23 protein-coding genes are annotated in these 21,008 nt (G+C 43.6%); 10 read left to right on the forward strand and 13 right to left on the reverse strand.

The genetic code is table 11. The features are described 5' to 3' along the window. Positions 1-255, forward strand: a 255-nt coding sequence (locus A3738_RS14885) for a dihydroneopterin aldolase (RefSeq protein ID WP_156504281.1), incomplete at its 5' end; no start/stop codon positions are given. Beyond that, on the forward strand, positions 255-734 hold the full coding sequence (gene folK, locus A3738_RS14890; protein ID WP_068482507.1) for a 2-amino-4-hydroxy-6-hydroxymethyldihydropteridine diphosphokinase: 480 nt from the start codon (positions 255-257) through the stop codon (positions 732-734). The genes A3738_RS14885 and folK (A3738_RS14890), both read left to right, overlap by 1 nt. A gap of 21 nt (positions 735-755) precedes the next feature. On the opposite strand, the gene pgi is transcribed toward folK (A3738_RS14890), so the two are convergent. The 9 genes from pgi to A3738_RS14935 all read right to left on the reverse strand — a co-directional run bounded on the left by pgi (position 756) and on the right by A3738_RS14935 (position 9,916). Continuing rightward, complete coding sequence (gene pgi, locus A3738_RS14895) at positions 756-2,396, reverse strand: glucose-6-phosphate isomerase (RefSeq protein ID WP_068482510.1); 1,641 nt, start codon at positions 2,394-2,396, stop codon at positions 756-758. Between the two features lie 25 nt (positions 2,397-2,421). Continuing rightward, on the reverse strand, positions 2,422-3,273 hold the full coding sequence (gene panC / locus A3738_RS14900) for a pantoate--beta-alanine ligase (RefSeq protein ID WP_068482513.1): 852 nt from the start codon (positions 3,271-3,273) through the stop codon (positions 2,422-2,424). Positions 3,274-3,279: 6 nt separating this feature from the next. Further along, a complete protein-coding gene (panB, locus tag A3738_RS14905; RefSeq protein ID WP_068482517.1) occupies positions 3,280-4,068 on the reverse strand; it encodes a 3-methyl-2-oxobutanoate hydroxymethyltransferase in 789 nt (262 codons plus the stop codon). Between the two features lie 52 nt (positions 4,069-4,120). Further along, positions 4,121-4,621: a 2-amino-4-hydroxy-6-hydroxymethyldihydropteridine diphosphokinase gene (folK, locus tag A3738_RS14910; RefSeq protein WP_197469455.1), complete on the reverse strand. Its 501-nt coding sequence runs from the start codon at positions 4,619-4,621 to the stop codon at positions 4,121-4,123. Next, positions 4,621-5,910 (reverse strand): polynucleotide adenylyltransferase PcnB, encoded by a 1,290-nt coding sequence (gene pcnB / locus A3738_RS14915; RefSeq protein WP_068482523.1) that lies wholly within the window; start codon positions 5,908-5,910, stop codon positions 4,621-4,623. Before pcnB ends, folK (A3738_RS14910) begins: the two co-directional genes overlap by 1 nt. 711 nt (positions 5,911-6,621) lie before the next feature. Then, positions 6,622-8,010 carry a sigma-54 dependent transcriptional regulator gene (locus tag A3738_RS14920; RefSeq protein ID WP_068482526.1) on the reverse strand — a complete coding sequence of 463 codons (1,389 nt, stop codon included), beginning with the start codon at positions 8,008-8,010 and terminating at the stop codon, positions 6,622-6,624. Positions 8,011-8,091: 81 nt separating this feature from the next. Next, a complete protein-coding gene (gluQRS, locus tag A3738_RS14925; protein WP_068482530.1) occupies positions 8,092-8,946 on the reverse strand; it encodes a tRNA glutamyl-Q(34) synthetase GluQRS in 855 nt (284 codons plus the stop codon). A 43-nt stretch (positions 8,947-8,989) separates the two neighbouring features. After that, complete coding sequence (dksA, locus tag A3738_RS14930) at positions 8,990-9,424, reverse strand: RNA polymerase-binding protein DksA (protein ID WP_068478118.1); 435 nt, start codon at positions 9,422-9,424, stop codon at positions 8,990-8,992. A gap of 162 nt (positions 9,425-9,586) precedes the next feature. Beyond that, the gene (locus tag A3738_RS14935; protein ID WP_068478117.1) at positions 9,587-9,916 is read right to left on the reverse strand and encodes a Rieske (2Fe-2S) protein; all 330 of its coding nucleotides are present in this window, start codon (positions 9,914-9,916) and stop codon (positions 9,587-9,589) included. Positions 9,917-9,985: 69 nt separating this feature from the next. Between A3738_RS14935 and A3738_RS14940 the strand changes: the two genes are divergently transcribed. From A3738_RS14940 to hemW, 8 genes are all read left to right on the forward strand, one after another. After that, positions 9,986-10,348, forward strand: coding sequence for a response regulator transcription factor (locus tag A3738_RS14940; RefSeq protein ID WP_068482532.1), 363 nt, complete (start codon positions 9,986-9,988; stop codon positions 10,346-10,348). A gap of 80 nt (positions 10,349-10,428) precedes the next feature. Further along, the gene (locus tag A3738_RS14945) at positions 10,429-11,001 is read left to right on the forward strand and encodes a YggT family protein (protein WP_068482534.1); all 573 of its coding nucleotides are present in this window, start codon (positions 10,429-10,431) and stop codon (positions 10,999-11,001) included. Positions 11,002-11,113: 112 nt separating this feature from the next. Beyond that, the gene (locus A3738_RS14950) at positions 11,114-13,048 is read left to right on the forward strand and encodes a dynamin family protein (protein WP_068482537.1); all 1,935 of its coding nucleotides are present in this window, start codon (positions 11,114-11,116) and stop codon (positions 13,046-13,048) included. A gap of 95 nt (positions 13,049-13,143) precedes the next feature. Continuing rightward, a complete protein-coding gene (locus A3738_RS14955; RefSeq protein WP_369819807.1) occupies positions 13,144-14,280 on the forward strand; it encodes a homoserine O-acetyltransferase in 1,137 nt (378 codons plus the stop codon). Next, positions 14,277-14,873 (forward strand): methionine biosynthesis protein MetW, encoded by a 597-nt coding sequence (metW, locus tag A3738_RS14960; RefSeq protein WP_068474427.1) that lies wholly within the window; start codon positions 14,277-14,279, stop codon positions 14,871-14,873. Before A3738_RS14955 ends, metW begins: the two co-directional genes overlap by 4 nt. A gap of 2 nt (positions 14,874-14,875) precedes the next feature. Then, the gene (locus tag A3738_RS14965; RefSeq protein ID WP_231876660.1) at positions 14,876-15,340 is read left to right on the forward strand and encodes a DUF4426 domain-containing protein; all 465 of its coding nucleotides are present in this window, start codon (positions 14,876-14,878) and stop codon (positions 15,338-15,340) included. Positions 15,341-15,350: 10 nt separating this feature from the next. Continuing rightward, positions 15,351-15,965, forward strand: coding sequence for an RdgB/HAM1 family non-canonical purine NTP pyrophosphatase (rdgB, locus tag A3738_RS14970; protein WP_068474421.1), 615 nt, complete (start codon positions 15,351-15,353; stop codon positions 15,963-15,965). Positions 15,966-15,967: 2 nt separating this feature from the next. Further along, positions 15,968-17,107: a radical SAM family heme chaperone HemW gene (gene hemW, locus A3738_RS14975; RefSeq protein ID WP_197472307.1), complete on the forward strand. Its 1,140-nt coding sequence runs from the start codon at positions 15,968-15,970 to the stop codon at positions 17,105-17,107. Positions 17,108-17,685: 578 nt separating this feature from the next. Here hemW and hemL read toward each other — a convergent pair. From hemL to A3738_RS14995, 4 genes are all read right to left on the reverse strand, one after another. Next, positions 17,686-18,966 (reverse strand): glutamate-1-semialdehyde 2,1-aminomutase, encoded by a 1,281-nt coding sequence (gene hemL / locus A3738_RS14980; RefSeq protein WP_068482266.1) that lies wholly within the window; start codon positions 18,964-18,966, stop codon positions 17,686-17,688. 16 nt (positions 18,967-18,982) lie between these two features. Continuing rightward, entirely contained in the window at positions 18,983-19,603 is a 621-nt protein-coding gene (thiE, locus tag A3738_RS14985) for a thiamine phosphate synthase (protein ID WP_068501687.1), read from the reverse strand. Beyond that, positions 19,600-20,025, reverse strand: coding sequence for a protoporphyrinogen oxidase HemJ (hemJ, locus tag A3738_RS14990; protein WP_068501684.1), 426 nt, complete (start codon positions 20,023-20,025; stop codon positions 19,600-19,602). Before hemJ ends, thiE begins: the two co-directional genes overlap by 4 nt. A gap of 2 nt (positions 20,026-20,027) precedes the next feature. Continuing rightward, a partial coding sequence (locus tag A3738_RS14995) for a chloride channel protein (protein ID WP_231876661.1) occupies positions 20,028-21,008 on the reverse strand: 981 nt, incomplete at its 5' end.

Below are 21,008 nucleotides of genomic sequence, written 5' to 3' on the forward strand. Positions count from 1 at the left end.
CTCGATGTTGATTTACGACGAGCAGCGCTGAGCAATGATATTGTCGATACAGTCAGTTATGCCGAGGTTGCTCAACGAATAGAGGCCCTTGTAACAGAGCAGCACCATGACCTTGTCGAGTATTTAGCGGAGCGCATTATTAGCGATATATTCGAAGCTTTTGAGGTCTCTAAGATTAAACTAAAATTGGCGAAACCCGAAGCTGTAGCAAGTGCTCATCGCGTTGGTATTATTCTAGAGCGAACACGACCATAATGTCGCAGGTTTATCTGAGTTTAGGAAGCAACATTGAACGGGAAAAGAATATCCGTTCTTGCTTGAGATGTCTTGAGAGAAAATTTGGAGAGCTTACCGTATCTCCTGTTTATGAAAGTGAGCCGGTTGGATTTAAGGGGTCTAATTTTTTTAACTTGGTCGTTGGTATTACAACGACTCTGACTATCTCTGAATTAAATGATGTTCTTAAAGAAATAGAAGACCAGCATGGCAGATCTCGAGCAGGACCTAAATTTTCGTCTAGAACCTTAGACATTGATATCATCACATATAACGAGTTAGTTGGTATACATGATGGTGTTGAACTTCCTCGCCCCGAGCTATTTTATAATGCCTTCGTTTTATTGCCGATGATTGATCTCTGTGCTGATCAATTAGAGCCAAAGAGCGGGCTGCCTTATCGTCAATTGATAAATCAATTACCGACAAGGCAGAATTTAGAAAAGGTTCCTTTTTAGCCCAGGAACCATATTCTCAGGCTAGCTACGCAAGAGTTGTACTAACTTAGCGGTTGAAGGGTCTAGAGCATCTATCTTGTTTTTCTCGGCTTCCTGAGTGAGCAAAGGAAACAACTCTTTTTCTAATACCTTACCTAACTCAACGCCCCATTGATCAAATGAATTGATGCCCCATATTTGACCTTGAACAAACACTTTGTGTTCGTACAAGGCAACTAGAGCACCGATAGACTCGGGGCTAAACATCTCAACAAGTAGCGTATTACTAGGCTTGTTACCCGCGATCACCTTATGCGGTGCGATACGTCGCGCTTCCTCTGGTGCAACACCTTTATCTAGAAGTTCTTGCTCTGCGTTCTTTCGCGATTTTCCAACCATTAGCGCGCGACTTTGAGCTAGACAGTTGCCAAGTAAGTGAGCGTGGTTATCACGTACGGGATAAGGACTGTTTTTCGCAATGATGAAATCGATAGGAACGGCGCCTCGTCCCTGATGGAATAATTGATGATAAGCATGTTGTCCGTTGGTGCCCGCTCCACCGAATAGCAATGGGCCACTGGCATAGCTAATTTGATGGCCTTCTGTATCAGCGGTTTTACCATTGCTTTCCATATCGAGTTGCTGTAAGTGCTCGGGCAAGAATCGTAGTTGATGGTCATAAGGGATAACCGCAATCGATGCGTGACCTAAAAAGCTCCGGTTCCACACTCCGATAAGCCCCAGCATTACAGGCAAATTGTTTTCGAATTCAGTTTCGTAGAAATGTTTATCCATGGCTTCTGCGCCATGCAATAACTTAATAAAATTATCGAAACCAAGTTGGAATGCGATTGGAAAACCTATTGCAGACCATAAAGAGTATCTACCGCCAACCCAATCCCACATAGGAAGAATATTCTCTTCGGCAATGCCAAAGGCACACGCTGCTTCTATATTGCTTGAAACAGCAATAAGGTGGCGTGAAATATCAGCACTCGGACCAAGCTTATCTTTCAACCAGTCTAGGCAAACGTGCGCATTCTCAAGTGTTTCGAGGGTAGTAAAAGACTTGGATTGGATCAGGAATAAACAGCGTTCAGGGTCGAGTTGCTCGAGCACGTTAACTGCATCGCTACCATCTATATTCGATACAAAATGTGTCTCGAGGCCATCAATATGAAAGTGCTGTAGTCCCTCAATGACCATTTTCGGCCCCAAGTAAGACCCGCCAATTCCGATGCTGACAAGCTGCGTAATTGCTTTGCCAGTTGATCCTAGCCATTCGCGTTTATGAAGAGAATCAACCAGACTCTTTATTTGTTCTAACGCTGCATTGACTTCCTGATGAATTTCAGGCGCTGAAGCTCGAAGTTCTTTATGATTTAAGGCGCGAAGAGCAGTATGCAATACAGCACGATGCTCAGTTGCATTGAGCTCTTGTCCTGAAAATAATGCGCGAGTCTGATCTTTGAGATTTGCGTTATCGGCTAGTTTAATTAGCGCCTTGTGTACGGTGTTCGAGACTAAATTCTTGGATAAATCTGCATACACATATGGAGCTTGAATGCCGAAGCGATCAAGGCGATTTGGGTCTTCCTCAAAGTAATCAAGCATACGCTCATACTTCGCTTTGATAGCGAGCTTCTTTAGAGGTAGATAGCTATGGTTTTGATCGAGTCTCATGCCAGTCCTTGTGCGTTTTTGTTATTTAGTCAGTTAACGAAACTCGAATATTGTCTATTAACCGCGTTGCTCCTAAAAAGACTGCAGCAAGGATTACAATTTCCTTATCCGCATCCTTAGCCGGCAGAAGTGTATCAACGGATGCAATATTAAGATAATCGAGTTTAAAGCCATTCTCTGTCAAAGAACTAATCGCTTGCTGACGTGCAACGACGATATCTTCGTTCGACTCTAATGCTTTTTTAGTTTGTTGAAGAACCGCAAAAAGCTTACTTGCTCGCAGGTGTTCCTCTTCATTTAGATAACCATTGCGAGAGCTCAATGCAAGGCCACTTGGCTCTCTACAAGTCGGTACGCCGACTATTTCAATAGGAAAACATAGATCATTAGTAAGCTTTCGAATCACCATTAATTGTTGAAAGTCTTTTTCTCCAAATATGGCTTGGTCTGGCTGAACCATGTTGAAAAGCTTCGTAACGATGGTAGCAACACCGTCAAAGTGTTTTTCCCTACTCGCACCACAGTGATGTTTGGTTATGTCTGGGACATGAACGGTTGACTCAGCCTTCAAGCCCCCAGGATATACTTCAAAAATATTAGGCGCGAACAATACATCACAGTTTCGAGCTGCTAATAAGGAGCTATCTTTTTCAAGAGTTCGAGGATAAGAGTCAAAGTCTTCGTTTTCACCAAATTGCAGGGGATTAACGAAGATTGTTGCTACCGTAAAAGAATTTGATTCACGAGCGCGATCAACAAGCCGTAAATGACCTTCATGTAAGTTACCCATTGTAGGGACAAGGCCGATTTTATGATTAGCTTTACGTGCTTGATTGAGTTCTTCACGTAATTCTTTAAGAGTATGAAGTATTTTCATAAAGGTTTAGAAGCTATGTTCCGGTCCGGGAAAAGAGCCATTTTTTACAGCTTGATCGTAAGCTTGAATCGCACTTTGCACTGAATCAGTTTCAGCCAAAAAGTTTTTCACGAAACGAGGTAGTTTGCCTGAAGTAAGACCTAGCATATCGTGTACAACTAGTACTTGCCCATCAGTAACATTACCTGCACCAATTCCAATAACTGGAACCGAAACAGCCTTGGTGATTTGCTCTGCAAGTTGAGTCGGCACACATTCAAGAAGAATCATATCGGCACCTGCTTGTTCTAGTTCCTTCACTGCATCAAGCATTGCTTTAGCCGAATTGTCTTCTTTGCCTTGAACTCGATAACCGCCGAGTTTGTTAACAGATTGTGGAGTGAGACCAAGGTGAGCACATACAGGTATGCCTCGATAACTTAGCTCTTCTATAGATTCTTTTAGCCAAGCACCACCTTCAACTTTAATAATGTGAGCACCTGCTTGCATTAACAGACCTGCATTATGAATCGTCTGTTCGATGCTGTTATTTGCATTGAAGGGTAGGTCAGCCATGATCAAGCTGCGGGAATTGCCACTTTTCACACAAGCGGTGTGGTAAAGCATATCATCCATGGTAACAGGAAGCGTGCTGTCGTTGCCTTGAAGCACCATGCCCAAAGAGTCACCGATCAACAGTACATCGATTCCTGCCTCATTCGATAAGGCAGAAAAACACGCATCGTAACTGGTGAGACAAGAAAATTTCTTACCTTCTTCCTTCAGTTTCTTCAACGATAAAGTGGTGGTGGTCATAAGCCCTTTTTCCAAGTGGGTAATTGCATGCAAAGACTAGCTATATGTTGGCTTAAGAACAAGCCAAATTTATTTCAATCTTAACGAGATCATGATGTTCACACTTATTGACATAGTCTGCTAAAGCTTCGCCATTGGGTAAGCGCCAATGGGGCGCAATTTCTAAGCATGGGATAAGCACAAAGTCGCGAACTAAGGCTTCTCTGTGAGGAATCTGTAGATCTGGATCTTCGATAGAAATGTTTTCTTGCCCAAAGAATATAATATCAATATCGATAATGCGTTCACCCCAAACTCTCGTTTTAGTTCTGCCAAAAGCATTCTCTATGCGCTGAGTAAGCTTTAAGAGGTCGATCGCGTTTAAAGGTGTATCAATGAGTACAGCAGAATTTACGTAATCATCTTGGTCTTGAGGACCACGAGGACTACTACTATAAAGTGAAGCCTGTTCAAGCACCTCTATATCTGATTCTTGTTGAAGGGCTGCAACCGCTTTCTGAACTTGGGCAATGGGGTTGTCGAGATTGCTCCCTAGGGTAAGTAAAACGTTCACTAGTCGGATCTTTTTTGAGGACGACGATTTCTGCGACGAGGCGCTGGTTTTCTAGAATTAGACCTAGGTTTATGATTTGTTGGTAGCGGGTTATCTGCTTGATATTTTGTCCACCAACGACCTAAGCCTGGGAGAATTTCTTGAGCATGCTCCCGCAATAACAAAAAATCATAGCCAGCGCGAAAACGAGGATGCGTAACTAGTTGCTCTGCGCGACGAGTATTGTTCTTACTCAATCGAATCTGCATTTCCCAAATCTCTCGCATCATCAGGATAAAGCGTTTAGGAATCATGATGTGCGGTAACTGAGCTTCGATCGCTTGATGACCGGCTTGTTGTAGAGCAGGGAAGTCTGACAGCCCCTCAGCAATTTTTTGGCCCCAAATACGATGGACATCTGGCCATAAAAGAGAGGCATAAAGGAACGCCGGAGTGATGGGTTTCTCTTGCGCGATGCGCTTGTCTGTGTTGATTAAGGCCGCTCGGATAAAACTGAGATAGTGTTCTTTTTGGCTTTTATCTATGGTGTGCGCAACGCTTGGGAATAAGGCTTTAAATAGCCCTGTATCTAATAGGCGCTCAAATATTGCGGCCCCATAACCCGAGACAAAAAGCTTAATAATTTCATCAAATAATCGGGCAGGCGCCACCATCGACATCAGATGAGATAGTTCATGGATACTTTGTTCTGCTTTTTGTTCGATATCGAAGTTAAGTTTTTCGGAGAAACGAATTGCTCGTAACATGCGAACAGGGTCTTCGCGATAGCGCTCTTCAGGCTCGCCAATAAGCTTGAGTGAGTGTGCTTTGATATCTGTTAGGGCATCGCAATAATCATAAATGCAAAAATCAGTTGCGCTGTAATACAGCGCATTTGCGGTAAAATCGCGACGAATAGAATCTTCTTCTATCGTTCCGTACACGTTATCTCGTGTGAGCATTCCTTCAGCGGTTTGTTGCTGTGCTGATGAATCTTCATTGCTGCCACGGAATGTTGCGACTTCAATTATTTCTCGACCAAAAAGAACATGTACAAGTTTGAAGCGTCGGCCGATCAAACGAGAATTCGAAAATAGCTTATGCACTTGTTCAGGATGAGCATTCGTTGCGATATCGAAGTCTTTTGGCTGAATACCTAGCAGTAAATCACGAATACAACCGCCCACTAAATAGGCTTTGAAACCAGCATTTTCGAGTCGATAAAGAACCTTTAATGCATTCGGACTAATATGTTTGCGCGATACGGGATGTTCATCGCGAGAGATGATGCTAGGGGGCAATGCTGCCATGTTTTCCTGATCTTAATTATCGTAATAAGAGGTGAAGAAGTTTAGCCGTTAATGCGCGCTAAATATAGTAAGAAGAATAAAAGGAGGACGTAGCATGAAATTACCTACTTTCCTTAGCGGGTCTTTCATGCTGAACAGTTCAAGACCGTCAGTCATTGTTATTGTTGTTCCATGTCTCAACCAGGGCGTTATCACGCACGACAAACGGAATACTTTGAACGCATAGAGCGGAAAAACGCTTTGAGTGATTGTGTTATCAATGTTTGCTACTTGTCGTAGTTCTTACATTTATAACTCGCTCAAAACACGATCGACCCACTAAAAAGCAAGGCGCTCAAAATAATCAGTTCGCTCCGCTTTATTATTTTTGTTTTTGCGGACTGCGCTACGAAAAGCTTCTGTTTTTATTTTTATTTTGATAATCGCAGCAAATTAAGCTTTGTTATTTTTTGTATCTACCTAAAGCGTTAATCGTGCCAACTCATTAAATTCTAAGTAAATCAGGCACTTGGCTTACCAGGTTAGTTCTAAGGGCGTAGCGGGGGGATTAGTGATACTAAAAGTAACGTTTTTCCGTTATTTTTGTTACTTTAATGTTATCTCTTGAGTTTTCAGTGCGTTGGTTGTTTGTTTTTTAACCATAAAATCAGTGGGTTATAAGCTGATCATGTGACTAAGTCGACAATTTTCCGGAAGGAACATGCCGTGCAGCTAATGTGGTTCGTCGCTTTTCTTACGAGGAATGCCAAGTTTGTTACGCTTCTCCCACAAGCTTTTTCGGCTTATACCTAAATGTTTAGCGAGCTCTGTTTCGTTCATTTTTGATTGGTTTTCTAGAACGAACTGTTGGAAGTAATCCTCCATAGAGAGCGGTTTCCCAATTTGGACAGGTGATGAAGAAACCGTTTGCATAGCGTTACCGCGGACTAATCCTTGAGTAAGGCTTACTTCTGATGGCAGTGCTTCGATATCGAGCAGTTCTGCATTGATAAGATCATGATCGCAAAGAATAACGCCGCGTTCGATCGCGTTTTCAAGTTCGCGTACATTACCGGGCCAATTATATTCTTGAATGGCTCGCAGTGCGTCTGTACTGAGTTCTACCGTTGGTCTCGCTAAGCGCTCTCGAGCACGTTCTAAAAGTAAGTGAGCTAAGCCCGTAATATCTTTTCCTCGCTCTCTTAATGGAGGGAGGCGAATTTGAACAACATTGAGTCGATAATATAAATCTTCACGGAATTGGCCGGTACGGGACAAAGACTTTAGATTTCTATGTGTTGCTGCAATTAAGCGCACATCGACTTTTTTAGAGCTGATGGAGCCAACTCGTCTTATTTCTCCTTCTTGTAGAACGCGAAGTAATCGAGCCTGAGCATCAAGGGGCAGCTCACCGATTTCATCCAAAAATAAAGTTCCACCATCGGCTGCTTCAATCAAACCTGCACGCGCAGAGCCAGCTCCTGTAAATGCACCTTTTTCGTGACCGAAAAGCTCTGACTCTATCAGCGACTCAGGAATCGCTGCGCAGTTTATGCACACAATCTCTTGGTTGCGGCGATGGCTCATCTTATGAATGGCCTTCGCCGCGAGCTCCTTGCCGCTGCCTGTTTCACCTTGAATTAGAACGCTGGCGGTGGTTGGGGCTACTTTTTCTATCAAGCTAAATACTTTACGCATGGGTTGGCAACGACCATAGATGAGGTCGCTTGCTTGCTGATCCGTAGAGCGATTTGGAGCACGCTTGTTCTCGCTTTGTTTGGCGAGGATATCGTGAATGGTAGATAGTAAGTCAGCGCTATCGAAAGGCTTAGCAACATAGTCGACTGCACCGAGTTTCATAGCTTCTACGGCAGACCGAAGGCTAGCAAAGCTAGCCATGACTAAGACGGGTGTATCATGGGCGAGTGGAATGATGTCTGTGCCAGCCTGACCATTCACACGAAGATCGGTAATAATTAAATCAAAGGAAGCTAGCGGAACATCGTCTAATGCCTGAGTTATTGATTCGACGCATTCAACCTGAAACTGGTTTTGATTAAGAATATCGACCAGATCGGATTGTTCCGTGCTGTCATCTTCAATAACTAAAATTCGATGCATGATGGTAATAACTAACGATGAATGAATGCTAAATCATACCTAAGCTGTGATGCTTATGACTAGCGACAGGTGAAATTCGTCTTAACTGAATAGGTATCCAGTGTGTCCTTGTAAGACACCATAATGCCATTGCTCAGTAAGTGTGTTGAGTAAATCTTTGGGTGAGCCTGCCTTATAAAAATCCAATCCGATCATGCAGCACAGTTCTCGCAGGTTAGACATGATGTCACTTTGGGAAATCGCGGGAGCGAGATTTTGCTTTGATAGCTTTTGACCGTCGCTATTTTTAATTAAAGGGAAGTGACCGAATTTTGGTGGTGTTGTTGAGAAAGCCTTGTATAACTCGAGTTGCATAGGGGAAGAATCTAATAAATCTGACCCCCGAAGCACGTGAGTGATTTCCTGATCAATATCGTCGCAAACTACAGCTAATTGATAAGCGTAAAGTGCATCTTTGCGCTTTAAAACAAAGTCACTTGCGCTTTGAGCAGATATTGGTCCTTTGAATAAATCGTTCCAGTGTTGTGGATGCGTATTTGATCGAAACTTAATTGCACTGTTAGGTGCGGTGTTATTGGTGTGATATCCACATTCAGGTAGATGACCTCCATTGAGCTCGCCCATTTCCTTTCGGCTGCATGGGCAATAATAACAGTGCTTTTCGTCTAATAAATAATTGAGCTTACTTTCATACAGGTCATAACGCTTAGATTGATAAACAACAGGTGCATCCCATTCAAAGCCATATGCTTCAAGTGTGTTAAGAATAGATTCACTGGCGCCAGGTACTTCTCTCGGCGGATCGATGTCTTCAATGCGTACAAGCCAAGATCCATTATTCGAACGCGCGTCTAGGTAGCTAATTAAAGCAGCAAGGAGTGACCCAAGGTGCAGTGGGCCAGTAGGAGAGGGCGCAAAGCGGCCTTTGTAGTGCATAGATAAACAATAGGGCGCAAAGTGCGCCCTATTTTAGTGCTTCTTATATGCCGACTTGGCTTTCTTTTATTTCTGCAAGCGTTTTGCAATCAATGCACTGTGTTGCAGTTGGGCGAGCCTCGAGACGGCGAATACCGATCTCAACGCCACATGATTCGCAAAAACCATAGTCGTCCGCTTCAATTGAATCGATTGTTTTATCGATCTTTTTAATGAGCTTGCGTTCGCGATCGCGTGTGCGGAGTTCTAAGCTGAATTCTTCTTCTTGAGTCGCACGGTCGCTTGGATCAGCGAAGTTAGAAGCATCTTCTTTCATGTGATGCACTGTACGGTCGACCTCTTCCATTAACTCTTGCTTCCAGCTCAATAGAATTTGACGGAAGTGCTGAAGTTGGCCATCACTCATGTATTCTTCATCTGCAGCAGGTTGATACGGCTCAAATGAACTGAATGTATCTGTACTCTTAGTTGCCGGCATAGTTATTTCTCTTATTTCTTTCAATACTGTGCTTGCTAAGGCAAGTTGGAATGCCTGTAAAATTAGACAGCCCAAATTTTAAGCTTGCGAACGCTATCAGAAACTTCTTACGTTCGCTATCACTTTGTTTTCGTAGCGCGACTAATGCCACGTTTGTAGCATTTAGTCTTGGATGAAAAATATCTTTTCATTTTCAACCTGAATCCTTAACGGAGTCAAAGCCTGGTTAAGGCATGGGCCATGAACACACAGGCCATTTTCGATTTCAAATAATGCGCCATGCATCGAGCATTGAATGAATGCATCATCGGCATCAAGAAATCGATGCTCTTGGAATTCAAGGTTCATGCCAATATGGGGGCATGAATTGCGATATCCAAATACATTCTTATCTTTTATTACAACGAAGCCTTCAACATTCGGCGCACGAAAACCAAATGATTGCTTTCCCTGCAATGTGTCTAAGGCGCAGATAAAGTGCTTTTCTTGCATAAAACGACCTTGGAATTTGAGAAAAGCAACTATACTAATTCGCCAAATTAGCTACGTGAAGTAAAGCAAATGTTGAAACACGTATTATTGGTAGATGACAGTGCAATTTCGAGGGTTATGCTCAAAAGCCTAATTGAGGATAACTATGCGAATGTTTGTGTTGCAGAAGCTGGAACAGCAGAGGTTGCCTTAGAGCTTTGCAAGCAGCAGAAATATGAAGGCATTTTCTTAGATTTAAATATGCCTGGGCAGGATGGATTGACGGTCGCGCCTAAACTTCAGGAATTGTGTCCAAATGTCCGCATCGCATTGTTGACTGCGAATTTTCAGGAGCGCGTGCAAATCAAAGCCGAAGATCTTGGCCTCAGTTTTTATGCAAAGCCTGTTACCTTAGATAAAGTCACTGATTTCATGACAGCCCAAAGCAGTTGAATGCTGAATCTCTTGTAAGCTGTAATTTAAGGATGGCTCGAATATCCTAGACGCAGTTTTTAAAAGGATTGTTTATAAATATGACGCAACAAATTTTTACTCTCATTCTCGATACCATCACTTATCTTTATCTATTTTTGATTTTGCTACGTTTTATCCTGCAAGTATCTCGTGCCGATTTTTATAACCCTATCTCTCAATTTATTGTAAAAGCGAGTAATCCTGTTGTCGTTCCTCTACGACGAGTCATTCCTGGTTTTGGTGGGGTTGATGTAGCAACTTTATTGTTCGCTTTGGTTTTTCAAGCTGTGATGCTTGCGATTAAATTTTTAGTAGTCGCAGGTGGATTGCCAGATATTGGATCATTAATCGCGTTATCGGTGTTGTTAGTGTTAGGTATGATTTTAAAACTTTACTTCTTTGCACTAATTATCATGATTATTTCGAGCTGGATTGCTCCTGGTAGTTCGAACCCAGCGCTCATGTTGGTGAACCAGATATGCGAGCCTGTGATGGCTCCTTTTCGAAAAATTCTTCCTGCTATGGGCGGGTTAGACTTATCTCCAATTTTTGCTTTTCTTGTTTTGCAGATCTTGGCAATTGTTTTGAATGGCTTAAGTCAGCAGTTCGGAATGTCATTTTCACTTCTGTAGTCGTTTTGTAAAAAACATAAAACACTGCACAAAAAAGCATCTTTCAATCAGCACTTTCTAAATCCTATCTATACTTAATTTATTGTGTATAGATAGGGCGATTGTGACCAAGATGGGTTCACCTCAAACATTAAGTCATTCTGTTCAGCGTGTTGATCAATTTTACGCTTGGAAACAAGGTTTACTTGAGCAGATTCAAACATACTGTTCGTGGCTTTCAGAAAACGGTGCTGCTTCAGAAGATGTTATTAAACGTCTAGCTCGTACTTGCTTGGAACTGCAAGAGGATGAGCTAACTTTGGCACTTGTAGGTGAATTTTCCCGTGGTAAAACGGAATTAATTAACGCGCTCCTTCATACAGAAAATTTCCAACGAATTCTTCCTTCTAAAGCGGGGCGTACAACAATGTGCCCCACAGAATTATTTTATGATCGCCAAGTTAAGCGTTCTTATTTGCGTTTATTGCCTATCGAGAGCCGTCGTCTGAATCTCACTATTACAGAAATGAAGCAAAAAACGGAGCTATGGGAATCATATAAATTAGATGAGCTATCACAAGATGACGCCAGTAAGATATTAGAACGCGTGGCTGAGGTTGTGTCAGTTAGTAAAGACGAAGCGCTTGCCTTGGGGTTTGAAGAATCAATGCAAGAGCAAGATCTTGAAAACCCCGAGAAGGTTATTATTCCTCGATGGCGTCATGCGCAGCTCAGTCTAAAGCATCCTTTGCTACAACAAGGTGTGCGTATTTTAGATACTCCGGGATTAAACGCGTTGGGTTCGGAGCCTGAGTTGACAGTGAGTATGATTCCAAATGCACAAGCGGTTGTGTTTTTGCTTTCAGCTGATGCTGGTGTAACTGCGAGCGATATGGCGATTTGGAATCAATATATCTCTCCGAACGGAGAGGCTTCAGAAAAATACTGTTATGCCTTATTGAATAAAATTGATGTCTTGTGGGACGACTTACAGGGCGAGACGTATACGGCTGCAGCGATTGAGTCAGTGAAGCAGGATACTGCTAGAAAGCTTTGTATTGCCGCAGAGCATGTGTTGCCAGTTTCAGCAAAGAAAGCATTACATGCAAAAGTAAAACAAGATGATGCGCTAGGTCAGAAAAGTGGCCTCCAAAAATTTGAAAACTTGCTGATAGAGCAGTTGGTTAACGAGCGTGAATGTTTACTCTACAGCTCAGCTATTTCTGATATCAGTTCTTTAGTACAGAGCAGTGAAAAAGTAATACGGCATCAGCTAGTTCGCGCAAAAGAACATTTACTAGCGCATGAACGCAATGAAGATGCTGAGTCATCTCTGAATGATATTGCTGATCAAACACAACAAGATCATGCTGAGTTCTATAGAAAACTCGTTGCTTTGCGTTCAAGTCGACGTTTGATGATGTCGCAGAAAGAAATCCTCCATGATCTTGTTCATCTCGATAAGTTTGATGCACTTGCCGACGATATTCGCAGAGCGATGCAAGATGCATGGAGTACAAAAGGATTGATCGAAGCGATGCGCCGCTTCTTTTACGACGTAGATCGTGTCTTTGACAATCTTATGGTTGAAATACGTGTCGCGGAAAAGATGGTTGATTCAATGTACGCTCGTTTTAAACACGATCATCAAGCAGACCATCTTCATCCGACTCGCTTTTCGATTAAAAAATATCGACAGAAGCTTTCTGTAATCAAAGCTAAGTTTGTACGTTATCGAAGAAATCCTAAGCTCTTGATGACAGAGCAGACATTAGTCATCAAGCACTTTAAAAATGCATTCGTTCAAGATGTTCGTAAGGTGTATGAAGAGTTAGCCGAACAGGCAGCTTGTTGGGCCGATGATGCTCTACTACCTCTGATGCAATATACCGTTGAACAAAAAGAAGCGCTTCGACAACAAATGGAAAGCTTCCAGAGTTTAGCGCAAGAGAAGAAAAGTCAGCGGGAAGAGTGTTCTACTATGCAGAAGCGTATCGATATGCTTAAACAGCAACTTGCATTGACGCATTCGATCGCGAAGCAGTTAGAGGCGCACTCCAACACATAAGGTCATTATCTAACGGGTCAAGTTGCGCTCCACATGCAGCACGTTTACACTCGCACGATTATAGAAAGGCCTTTGATATAGGAATTATCTTTAGCGTGTTAGCTGATTCTGTTGGGCTAGTTGAGCCCAAACTCCAACACTTTGATCAAGCATTAAAATTAGATTGCGGTAAGACCTTGTCGCAATATGATTTGATCTATGAAACATACGGTGAATTGAACGAGTCTCGTTCAAATGCCGTACTGATTTGCCATGCTCTTTCTGGCGACCATCACGCTGCAGGATATCACCAAGAAGATGATCCAAAACCCGGTTGGTGGGACAGTTGCATCGGGCCAGGAAAGCCGATTGATACAAACGTTTTCTTCGTTGTTTGCTTAAATAATCTCGGTGGTTGTAAAGGCAGCACTGGACCAACCACTCTATGCCCAGAAACGGGTGAACGTTATGGGCCAGATTTTCCTATCGTCACTGTTCGAGACTGGGTGGAAAGCCAAGCGCGTCTCGCTGATGTACTCGGTATAGATGTCTGGGCTGCCGTTGTTGGAGGTAGTTTAGGTGGCATGCAGGCATTGCGTTGGTCCTTGGATTATCCGAAGCGCGTAAAGCACGCTGTAGTTATTGCCTCGACACCAAAACTGACAGCACAAAACATTGCTTTTAATGAGATTGCACGTAAAGCAATCACATCAGACCCTAGTTTCCATGATGGTCGTTACTACTTGCATGATACCGTGCCGGCCAAAGGGTTAATGCTCGCTAGAATGATTGGGCATATTACTTATTTGTCTGACGAGGCAATGGGCGAAAAATTCGGACGTGTCACGAAGTCAGAAAATTTCAATTTTGACTATGGTGTTGAATTTGAGGTCGAGTCCTATTTAAATTATCAAGGTAAACGTTTTTCTAAAACATTTGATGCAAATACTTATCTGCTCATGACACGCGCCTTGGATTATTTTGATCCTGCCCAAGACTTTGACGGTGATTTAGTCAAAGCCTTAGAAGTATCACAATGCAGTTATTTTGTAGCCTCATTTAGCAGTGATTGGCGTTTCTCTCCTGAACGTTCTCAAGTCTTAGTAGACGCCATGATTAAAGCTAACAAACCCGTGAGTTATTGTGAGATAGATGCTCCGCACGGGCATGATGCTTTTTTAATACCTACGCCACGTTATACTGCCGCGTTTTCGGCCTATATGCAGCGTGTTGCGAAGGAGCAGGGCTTATGAGAGGCGATTTAGAAATTATTAGCCCTTGGGTTTCGCAAGCCTCAACAGTTTTGGATATGGGCTGTGGCGATGGTTTGCTGCTTGCGCATCTCCAATCTGAGAAAGGTGTAAAAGGTTACGGTCTAGAAATCGATGAGGACCGTATTACCGAATGTATAGTCAATGGAGTAAATGTTGTTGAGCATGATCTTGATGAGCGTGGATTAAGCGGCTTTTCGGATAATCAGTTCGACACGGTGATTATGACCCAGGCTTTGCAAGCAGTTCGTCGTCCTGATGAGTTGTTAGACGAAATGCTTCGCGTTGGGAAGCAAGGAATTGTGACGTTTCCTAACTTTGGTTATTGGCGCTGTCGGCAGTATTTACTGCTCAATGGCAAAATGCCGATGTCGAAAAGTTTGCCGCATACTTGGTACAATACGCCGAACATCCATTTATGTACATTTAAGGACTTCGAAATACTGTGTAGACAAAAAGGCATTCGTGTATTGAATCGCTTAGAGGTCAATGCAGAGTTCGAAGAGAACAGCTTCGCAAAGTTATGGCCTAATTTGCTCGCTGAGTTTGCGGTTTACCGGATAGAGAAGAAGTAATGATGACACATACAGTTTTAATGCGTTTTGTCGTTATGAGCCTAGTCTTGTTGTTTTCGAGCTTTACTCTGGCAGAACAAAAGAAAATTTTCACAGGCTCAGATGGAGCGGAGTACGAGGTACACTACATTGCGTTTACGAGTACCTTTTTGCATCCAGAGATAGCACGTAAATATGATTTAGTGCGTAGTCGCGCCATGGGCATGGTGAATATTAGCGTCCTCAAAGTTTCGGAAGATGGTCGTCGAGAAGCAGTCGGTGCGTTAGTCGATATCAATGCTAAAAACGAAATTCAACAAGTCCAACATATGAACTTCCAACAAATCATTGAAGGAAAGTCGATTTATTACATTGGGCAAGTTCAATATCGAGAGGGTGAAATCCTTACTTTTGATGCAGTCATTTATCCTCAAGGTGTCGTAGATCCGTTCCGACTTCGTTTTACACATAATTTTTATAACGATTGAGGCTAGCGGAATGAAAATCGTACTAGCGAGCGGTAACGCGGGTAAGTTAAAAGAGTTCGGCAATATGCTTGCGCCTGCAAATATTACGATCATCGCGCAGTCAGAGCTCGGTATTGAAGGTGCAGACGAAACGGGACTGACATTTATTGAGAATGCGATTCTCAAAGCGCGTCATGCCTCTAAAGAGAGCGGCTTGCCAGCGCTTGCAGACGATTCAGGTCTCGCTGTCGATGCATTAAATGGCGCTCCTGGTCTCTACTCAGCGCGTTATAGTGCAGATGACAATCCCGATGGTGCGACGGATCAGAGTAATATTGATAAATTGCTCAGAGAATTGTCTCAAGTACCGACCGAAAAACGCGATGCGCAATTCCACTGTGTTCTTGTTTTTGTGCGTCACCCAGATGATCCAACCCCCATTGTTTGTCACGGAACATGGCATGGCCGTATCGCTACTGAGCAAAGCGGTAATGAAGGATTTGGATACGATCCCGTATTTATCGTGCCAGAATTAGAATGTTCGGCCGCTCAGTTAAGCGCAGAGCAAAAAGCGTCTATGAGCCACCGAGGTGCAGCACTTCGGCTCCTTGAGCAGTCTCTGCCTGAACTTCGCACGACTGCGTAATCTTGCCTCATTCTCTTCCTCCATTAAGTCTTTATATACACCTGCCTTGGTGTGTGAAGAAGTGCCCGTATTGTGATTTTAATTCGCATGCAAAAACAGATATCCCAGAATCTGCCTATTTGAATAGCTTGATCAAAGATCTTCATATTGATTTGGCCTATGTGCAAGACCGAGAAGTGCAAAGTATTTTCTTTGGTGGAGGCACCCCAAGTTTAATGAGCGGGGATTTTTACCGGCAGTTGTTAAATGCCTTGAGAGAGAATCTAAACTTTTCTGAAGATATAGAGATTACGCTGGAAGCTAACCCTGGTGCTAGCGATGCGGCTTATTTTAATGGTTATGTTGAAGCTGGTATTAATCGGATCTCGCTCGGTGTTCAAAGCTTTCAAAATAATCAGCTCCAAGCTTTAGGAAGAATTCATACTGTTGATCATGTGTACCAAGCTGTTGAGGCTTTGAAAGCGGCGGGTATTCGTAACTTTAATATCGACCTAATGCATGGCTTGTCCGATCAAACGCCAGAGCTGGCAATGGATGATTTGAAGCGAGCTTTTGAATTGTCTCCGACACACGTGAGCTGGTATCAATTAACGATCGAACCGAATACTGAGTTTTATTCGCGGCCTCCCGTAATTCCAGAAGATGATGCCCTTTGGGAAATTATTGAAAGTGGCTCGGGACTGTTGAAAGATAAAGGTTATCAACAGTATGAGGTGTCTGCATTTGCACAACAAGATAAGCAGGCTCGCCATAATTTGAATTACTGGGAGTTTGGCGATTACATTGGTTTAGGTGCAGGTGCGCATTCAAAAATTACGCTTGCTGGAGATGGGCGTCTACTTCGATACCGTAAGTCGCGAATACCAGAAGCGTATATGGCTGATCGAATTCAATATCGAATTGGCGAAGAAGTCATCGAACGTGATGCACAAGCCTTTGAGTTTATGATGAATGCACTGCGATTAAAGCAAGGAGTTGAGAGTCGTTTATTAGAGCGGCGCACTCTGCTGAAATTGTCAGATCTGTCCAAGATCATTGATCAACTTCGATCGGAGGGTTTGTTTGTGGAGGATACGCAACGTATCCAATTAACGGATGAGGGTTTTTTGTTTTTGAATTCGGTGCTGGAGAGGTTTTTGTGATGCTTTCTAATTTCTACTCTTCTTCAGTTTTCGTCTTGATGGACGACTTGAAGGTAGTGCTACATTCGATAGTACTTTGAGTTTAATACTTCTTTTCCTGTCGGCGGCGGCCGACGGCGCATTAAGACCTTTGACGTCAAAGGTCTTAATAATCTAAAGGCGCCCCAACTCTCGTGGCCTGCGGCTTCACTCAATCTCTTGTTCCAATCGGCGCTGAGGAACTCTCTCCCTTTGGTCGTTCAGACAGTCCTCGCGTATTTCCGATTGTCACTAGCGCGCTTTCGTCTCTCGAGATGAGAGGGGCTGGCTCTGATAAAGTATATTGTTTGCACCAACTTTCCTCTTCTGACTAGATGAGTCGCGCAAAGGATAAACAGGTGAACGCCGAGGACTGTCTGAGCCGAAGGCGAGTTCCGCAGGCGCTGTTTATTCTTGAGCAACGAATGAACCCGTAGGGCTAGGAGGTAGGGGCTGACTGGGATTGTTAAGGGAGTGTCAGCGCACTCCCTTAACTCGTCTATCAAGACGAAATTTGAAAAATAGAAAAAGAACTAAGGCGCCTTCTTGCGCAGCAAGTCTTATAAACGTGCCATTACTTTTTCGGCAGCAGCAATTGTAGCCGCGATGACTTCATCTGAGTGTGCGCTAGAAACAAAGCCAGCTTCAAATGCTGAAGGAGCAAGATAGACGCCTTCGTTGAGCATTTCATGATAAAAGCGTTGGAATTTTTCCATATCGCATTCCACTACTTGTTCGTAGAAATCAACCTTATCTTCTTTGCTGAAAAAGAAGCCGAACATAGAACCTGCCTGACTGAAACACATTGAGGTGTTTGTGTTTTTAGCGGCTTGTTTTAAACCTTCAACTAATTTTGTGGTTTGGGCTATCAAGTGCTCATAGAAACCAGCTTCGCTTATTTTGGTGAGCATAGTTAGCCCTGCTGCCATCGCTAAGGGGTTTCCTGAAAGAGTGCCTGCTTGGTATACGGGACCGGTAGGTGCAATGTAATCCATAATGTCAGCGCGTCCACCAAAGGCGCCGACCGGTAATCCTCCACCGATTACTTTGCCTAAGGTTGTAATATCGGGGGTTACGCCAAAATGACCTTGTGCTCCACCTAATGAGACGCGAAAACCGGTCATCACTTCATCGAAAATGAGTACGCTTTTGTACTCGTCACAAATGTCGCGAAGCCCTTCAAGGAAGCCTGGCACAGGCGGAATACAATTCATGTTGCCTGCAACGGGCTCAACGATGATCGCGGCAACATCGTTACCAATCTCTGAAAAAGCTTGGCGGACAGAGTCTATATCGTTAAAACGCAGGGTAATGGTGTGCTCTGCAAGGCTTGCTGGAACGCCAGGAGAGTTTGGAACGCCTAGTGTAAGAGCGCCAGAACCTGCTTTAACAAGTAGCGAATCTGAGTGGCCGTGATAACATCCTTCAAACTTAACAATCTTGTCGCGACCGGTGAACCCACGTGCGAGGCGAATAGCACTCATTGTTGCTTCTGTGCCTGAGCTGACCATGCGCACTTTTTCAATCGAGGGAACTAGCTCGCAGACCTTTTTAGCCATCACCGTCTCGAGTTCAGTCGGAGCTCCGTATCCTAAGCCCTGTTGCAATTGCTTTTGTACCGCCTCGACCACATCTTGGTTGGCATGACCTAAGATCATAGGCCCCCATGAACCGACGTAATCGATGTAACGTTTATCGTCTGCATCGATAAGGTAAGCACCTTCACCTTTTTCAAAAAATAGAGGGCTACCGCCAACGCCTTTAAAAGCACGAACAGGCGAGTTAACACCGCCAGGTATGACGCTTTGAGCATCGTGAAACAGGTCTTCAGAACGAGACATTGTTTACTCCAAAAAATCAAAATAGTGATGCTAATGCGCGTGCATTAGCTTGAATAGAAGGTTGCCCAAATACACCCGAAATCACAGCAAGCATGTCTGCTCCATGTCGGATAACTTGCTTTCCGTTATCAGCAGTAATTCCGCCAATTGCACAAATTGACACAGGAAGTTTACTTGCTTGTTGTAATGTCGCAAGTGAACAGGGTTGAGCTTGCGGTTTCGTTGTGGAGGGGAAGATTGCTCCAAATGCGCAGTAATCTGCGCCATTGCCAATTGCTACTTCGGCAAGCTCAATTGAGTTGTGGCATGTAACACCTAGAAGCTTTGAGCCTAATTGCTGTTTTGCAGAGCTAATTTTGTCGTCATTTTGGCCTAGATGAACGCCGTCAGCATTTGCGGCAAGGCAAAGTTCAATCGAGTCATTGATGAATAGTAGAGCGTCAAATTCTTGAGTCAGAGATTTTATAAATCGCGCTTCTTTTAGTTGCTGGTCGACCGATGCGATTTTGTTGCGATACTGAATAATACGCGCGCCACCTAATAAGGCTTCGCGCACAGCTCTGCAAAGAGATTCCTCTCCACTAGGTATAAGGTTTGGATCGGTAATGGCGTATAAGCCAGAAAGAGCAGAACTCATAACCCAGGTTTGACCACCACTAAAATGACAACCGCAAATAAAATAAGAACAGGGAACTCATTAAACCAGCGATAGAATACATGGCCTCTATCGTTTTCATCGCGCGCAAAGCTCTTCAGTAACACGCCACAATAACCATGGTATGCAGCCAAGATTAGAACCAGCGTTATTTTGATATGGAACCAAATCTGGGAAGCATAATATTCAGGTGCATAACCAATTAGTGCAAAGCCAAAGATAAATGTGGCAACCATAGAGGGCGTTGCAATGCCTCTATAGAGTTTTCGTTCCATGATCTTGAAGCGATCAATCCCTGCTTGATCGTCGGCCATGGAGTGATAGACAAATAAGCGGGGCAAGTAAAATAATGCTGCGAACCAGCAAACCATCGAAATAATATGAAAAGCTTTGAACCAAAGCATTCTTAATGTCCTTCAAAATGATAGTAGTGATCGATATCGTTCTTTGTGACCACCCCAAGTATGCGTTTTAAACCACCACTGTTTCTCTCAACTAATAACGCTCCATGACCTTGCTGATTAAAGCTATTCAGCGCTTCTTCTAACGTTGCTTGGTAAGAAATGTTAGCAACATCACGTCGTTGAGCCGGGATCTCTAACAGGGCAATCTGCTCAGGTAGCTTATCGTTGTCTTCGTAAGACGATAAAAAATGAACCAGATCCGCCGCAGGCAACAATGACATGGTTTGACCTGATTCGTTTTCAACCGCGATCCAGTTTGGTTTTTGACGAAGTAGTTCTTGAGCGTCTTCAAGTTCAATGGATTTTTGTGCGCGGGAAAGCTTTCTATCCATGATTGCGACGACACTTGCGCTGCGCAATGCTTGAACGGCTGGGCTGTTCGAATAATCGAGCCCTTGCGCTTCGAGCAAGCTGATAAATATTGATCTCTGCTTGAACACTGTGCTCGCAAACATACTTGAGATCACGATTGCTAACATGCCGGGAAGAATAATATTTGGATTTTGGGTGAGCTCTAGAATAGCCATTAATGCGGCAAGAGGTGCTTGTAGGGCTGAGCCCATCATTGCGCCCATTCCAAGCATGGCATAAAAACCTGTTGAGGATGCGAAGGGCATAATCCATTGCGCAATAATACCAAGCGCACCGCCTACTGTTGCCCCGATAAATAGCGTTGGACCAATCATGCCATTGGGCATTCCAAGCCCAAGACTTACGGCGGTTACGATTAACTTGGCAATAGCGATTCCGCATAAAATGCCGAGTGTGACATTACCGGTAAATGTATCGTTAACCGTGTCATAGCCGATACCCATGATTTCGGGAATGAAGTACGCAACCGCGCCAGTGAAGCACCCAGCCGCTAGAATTCTTAAGAAGATATTGACTTTAGAAAAGCGCATCGAGCTCAGTGTTAAGCGAAC

Source organism: Oleiphilus sp. HI0066, from assembly GCF_001635725.1.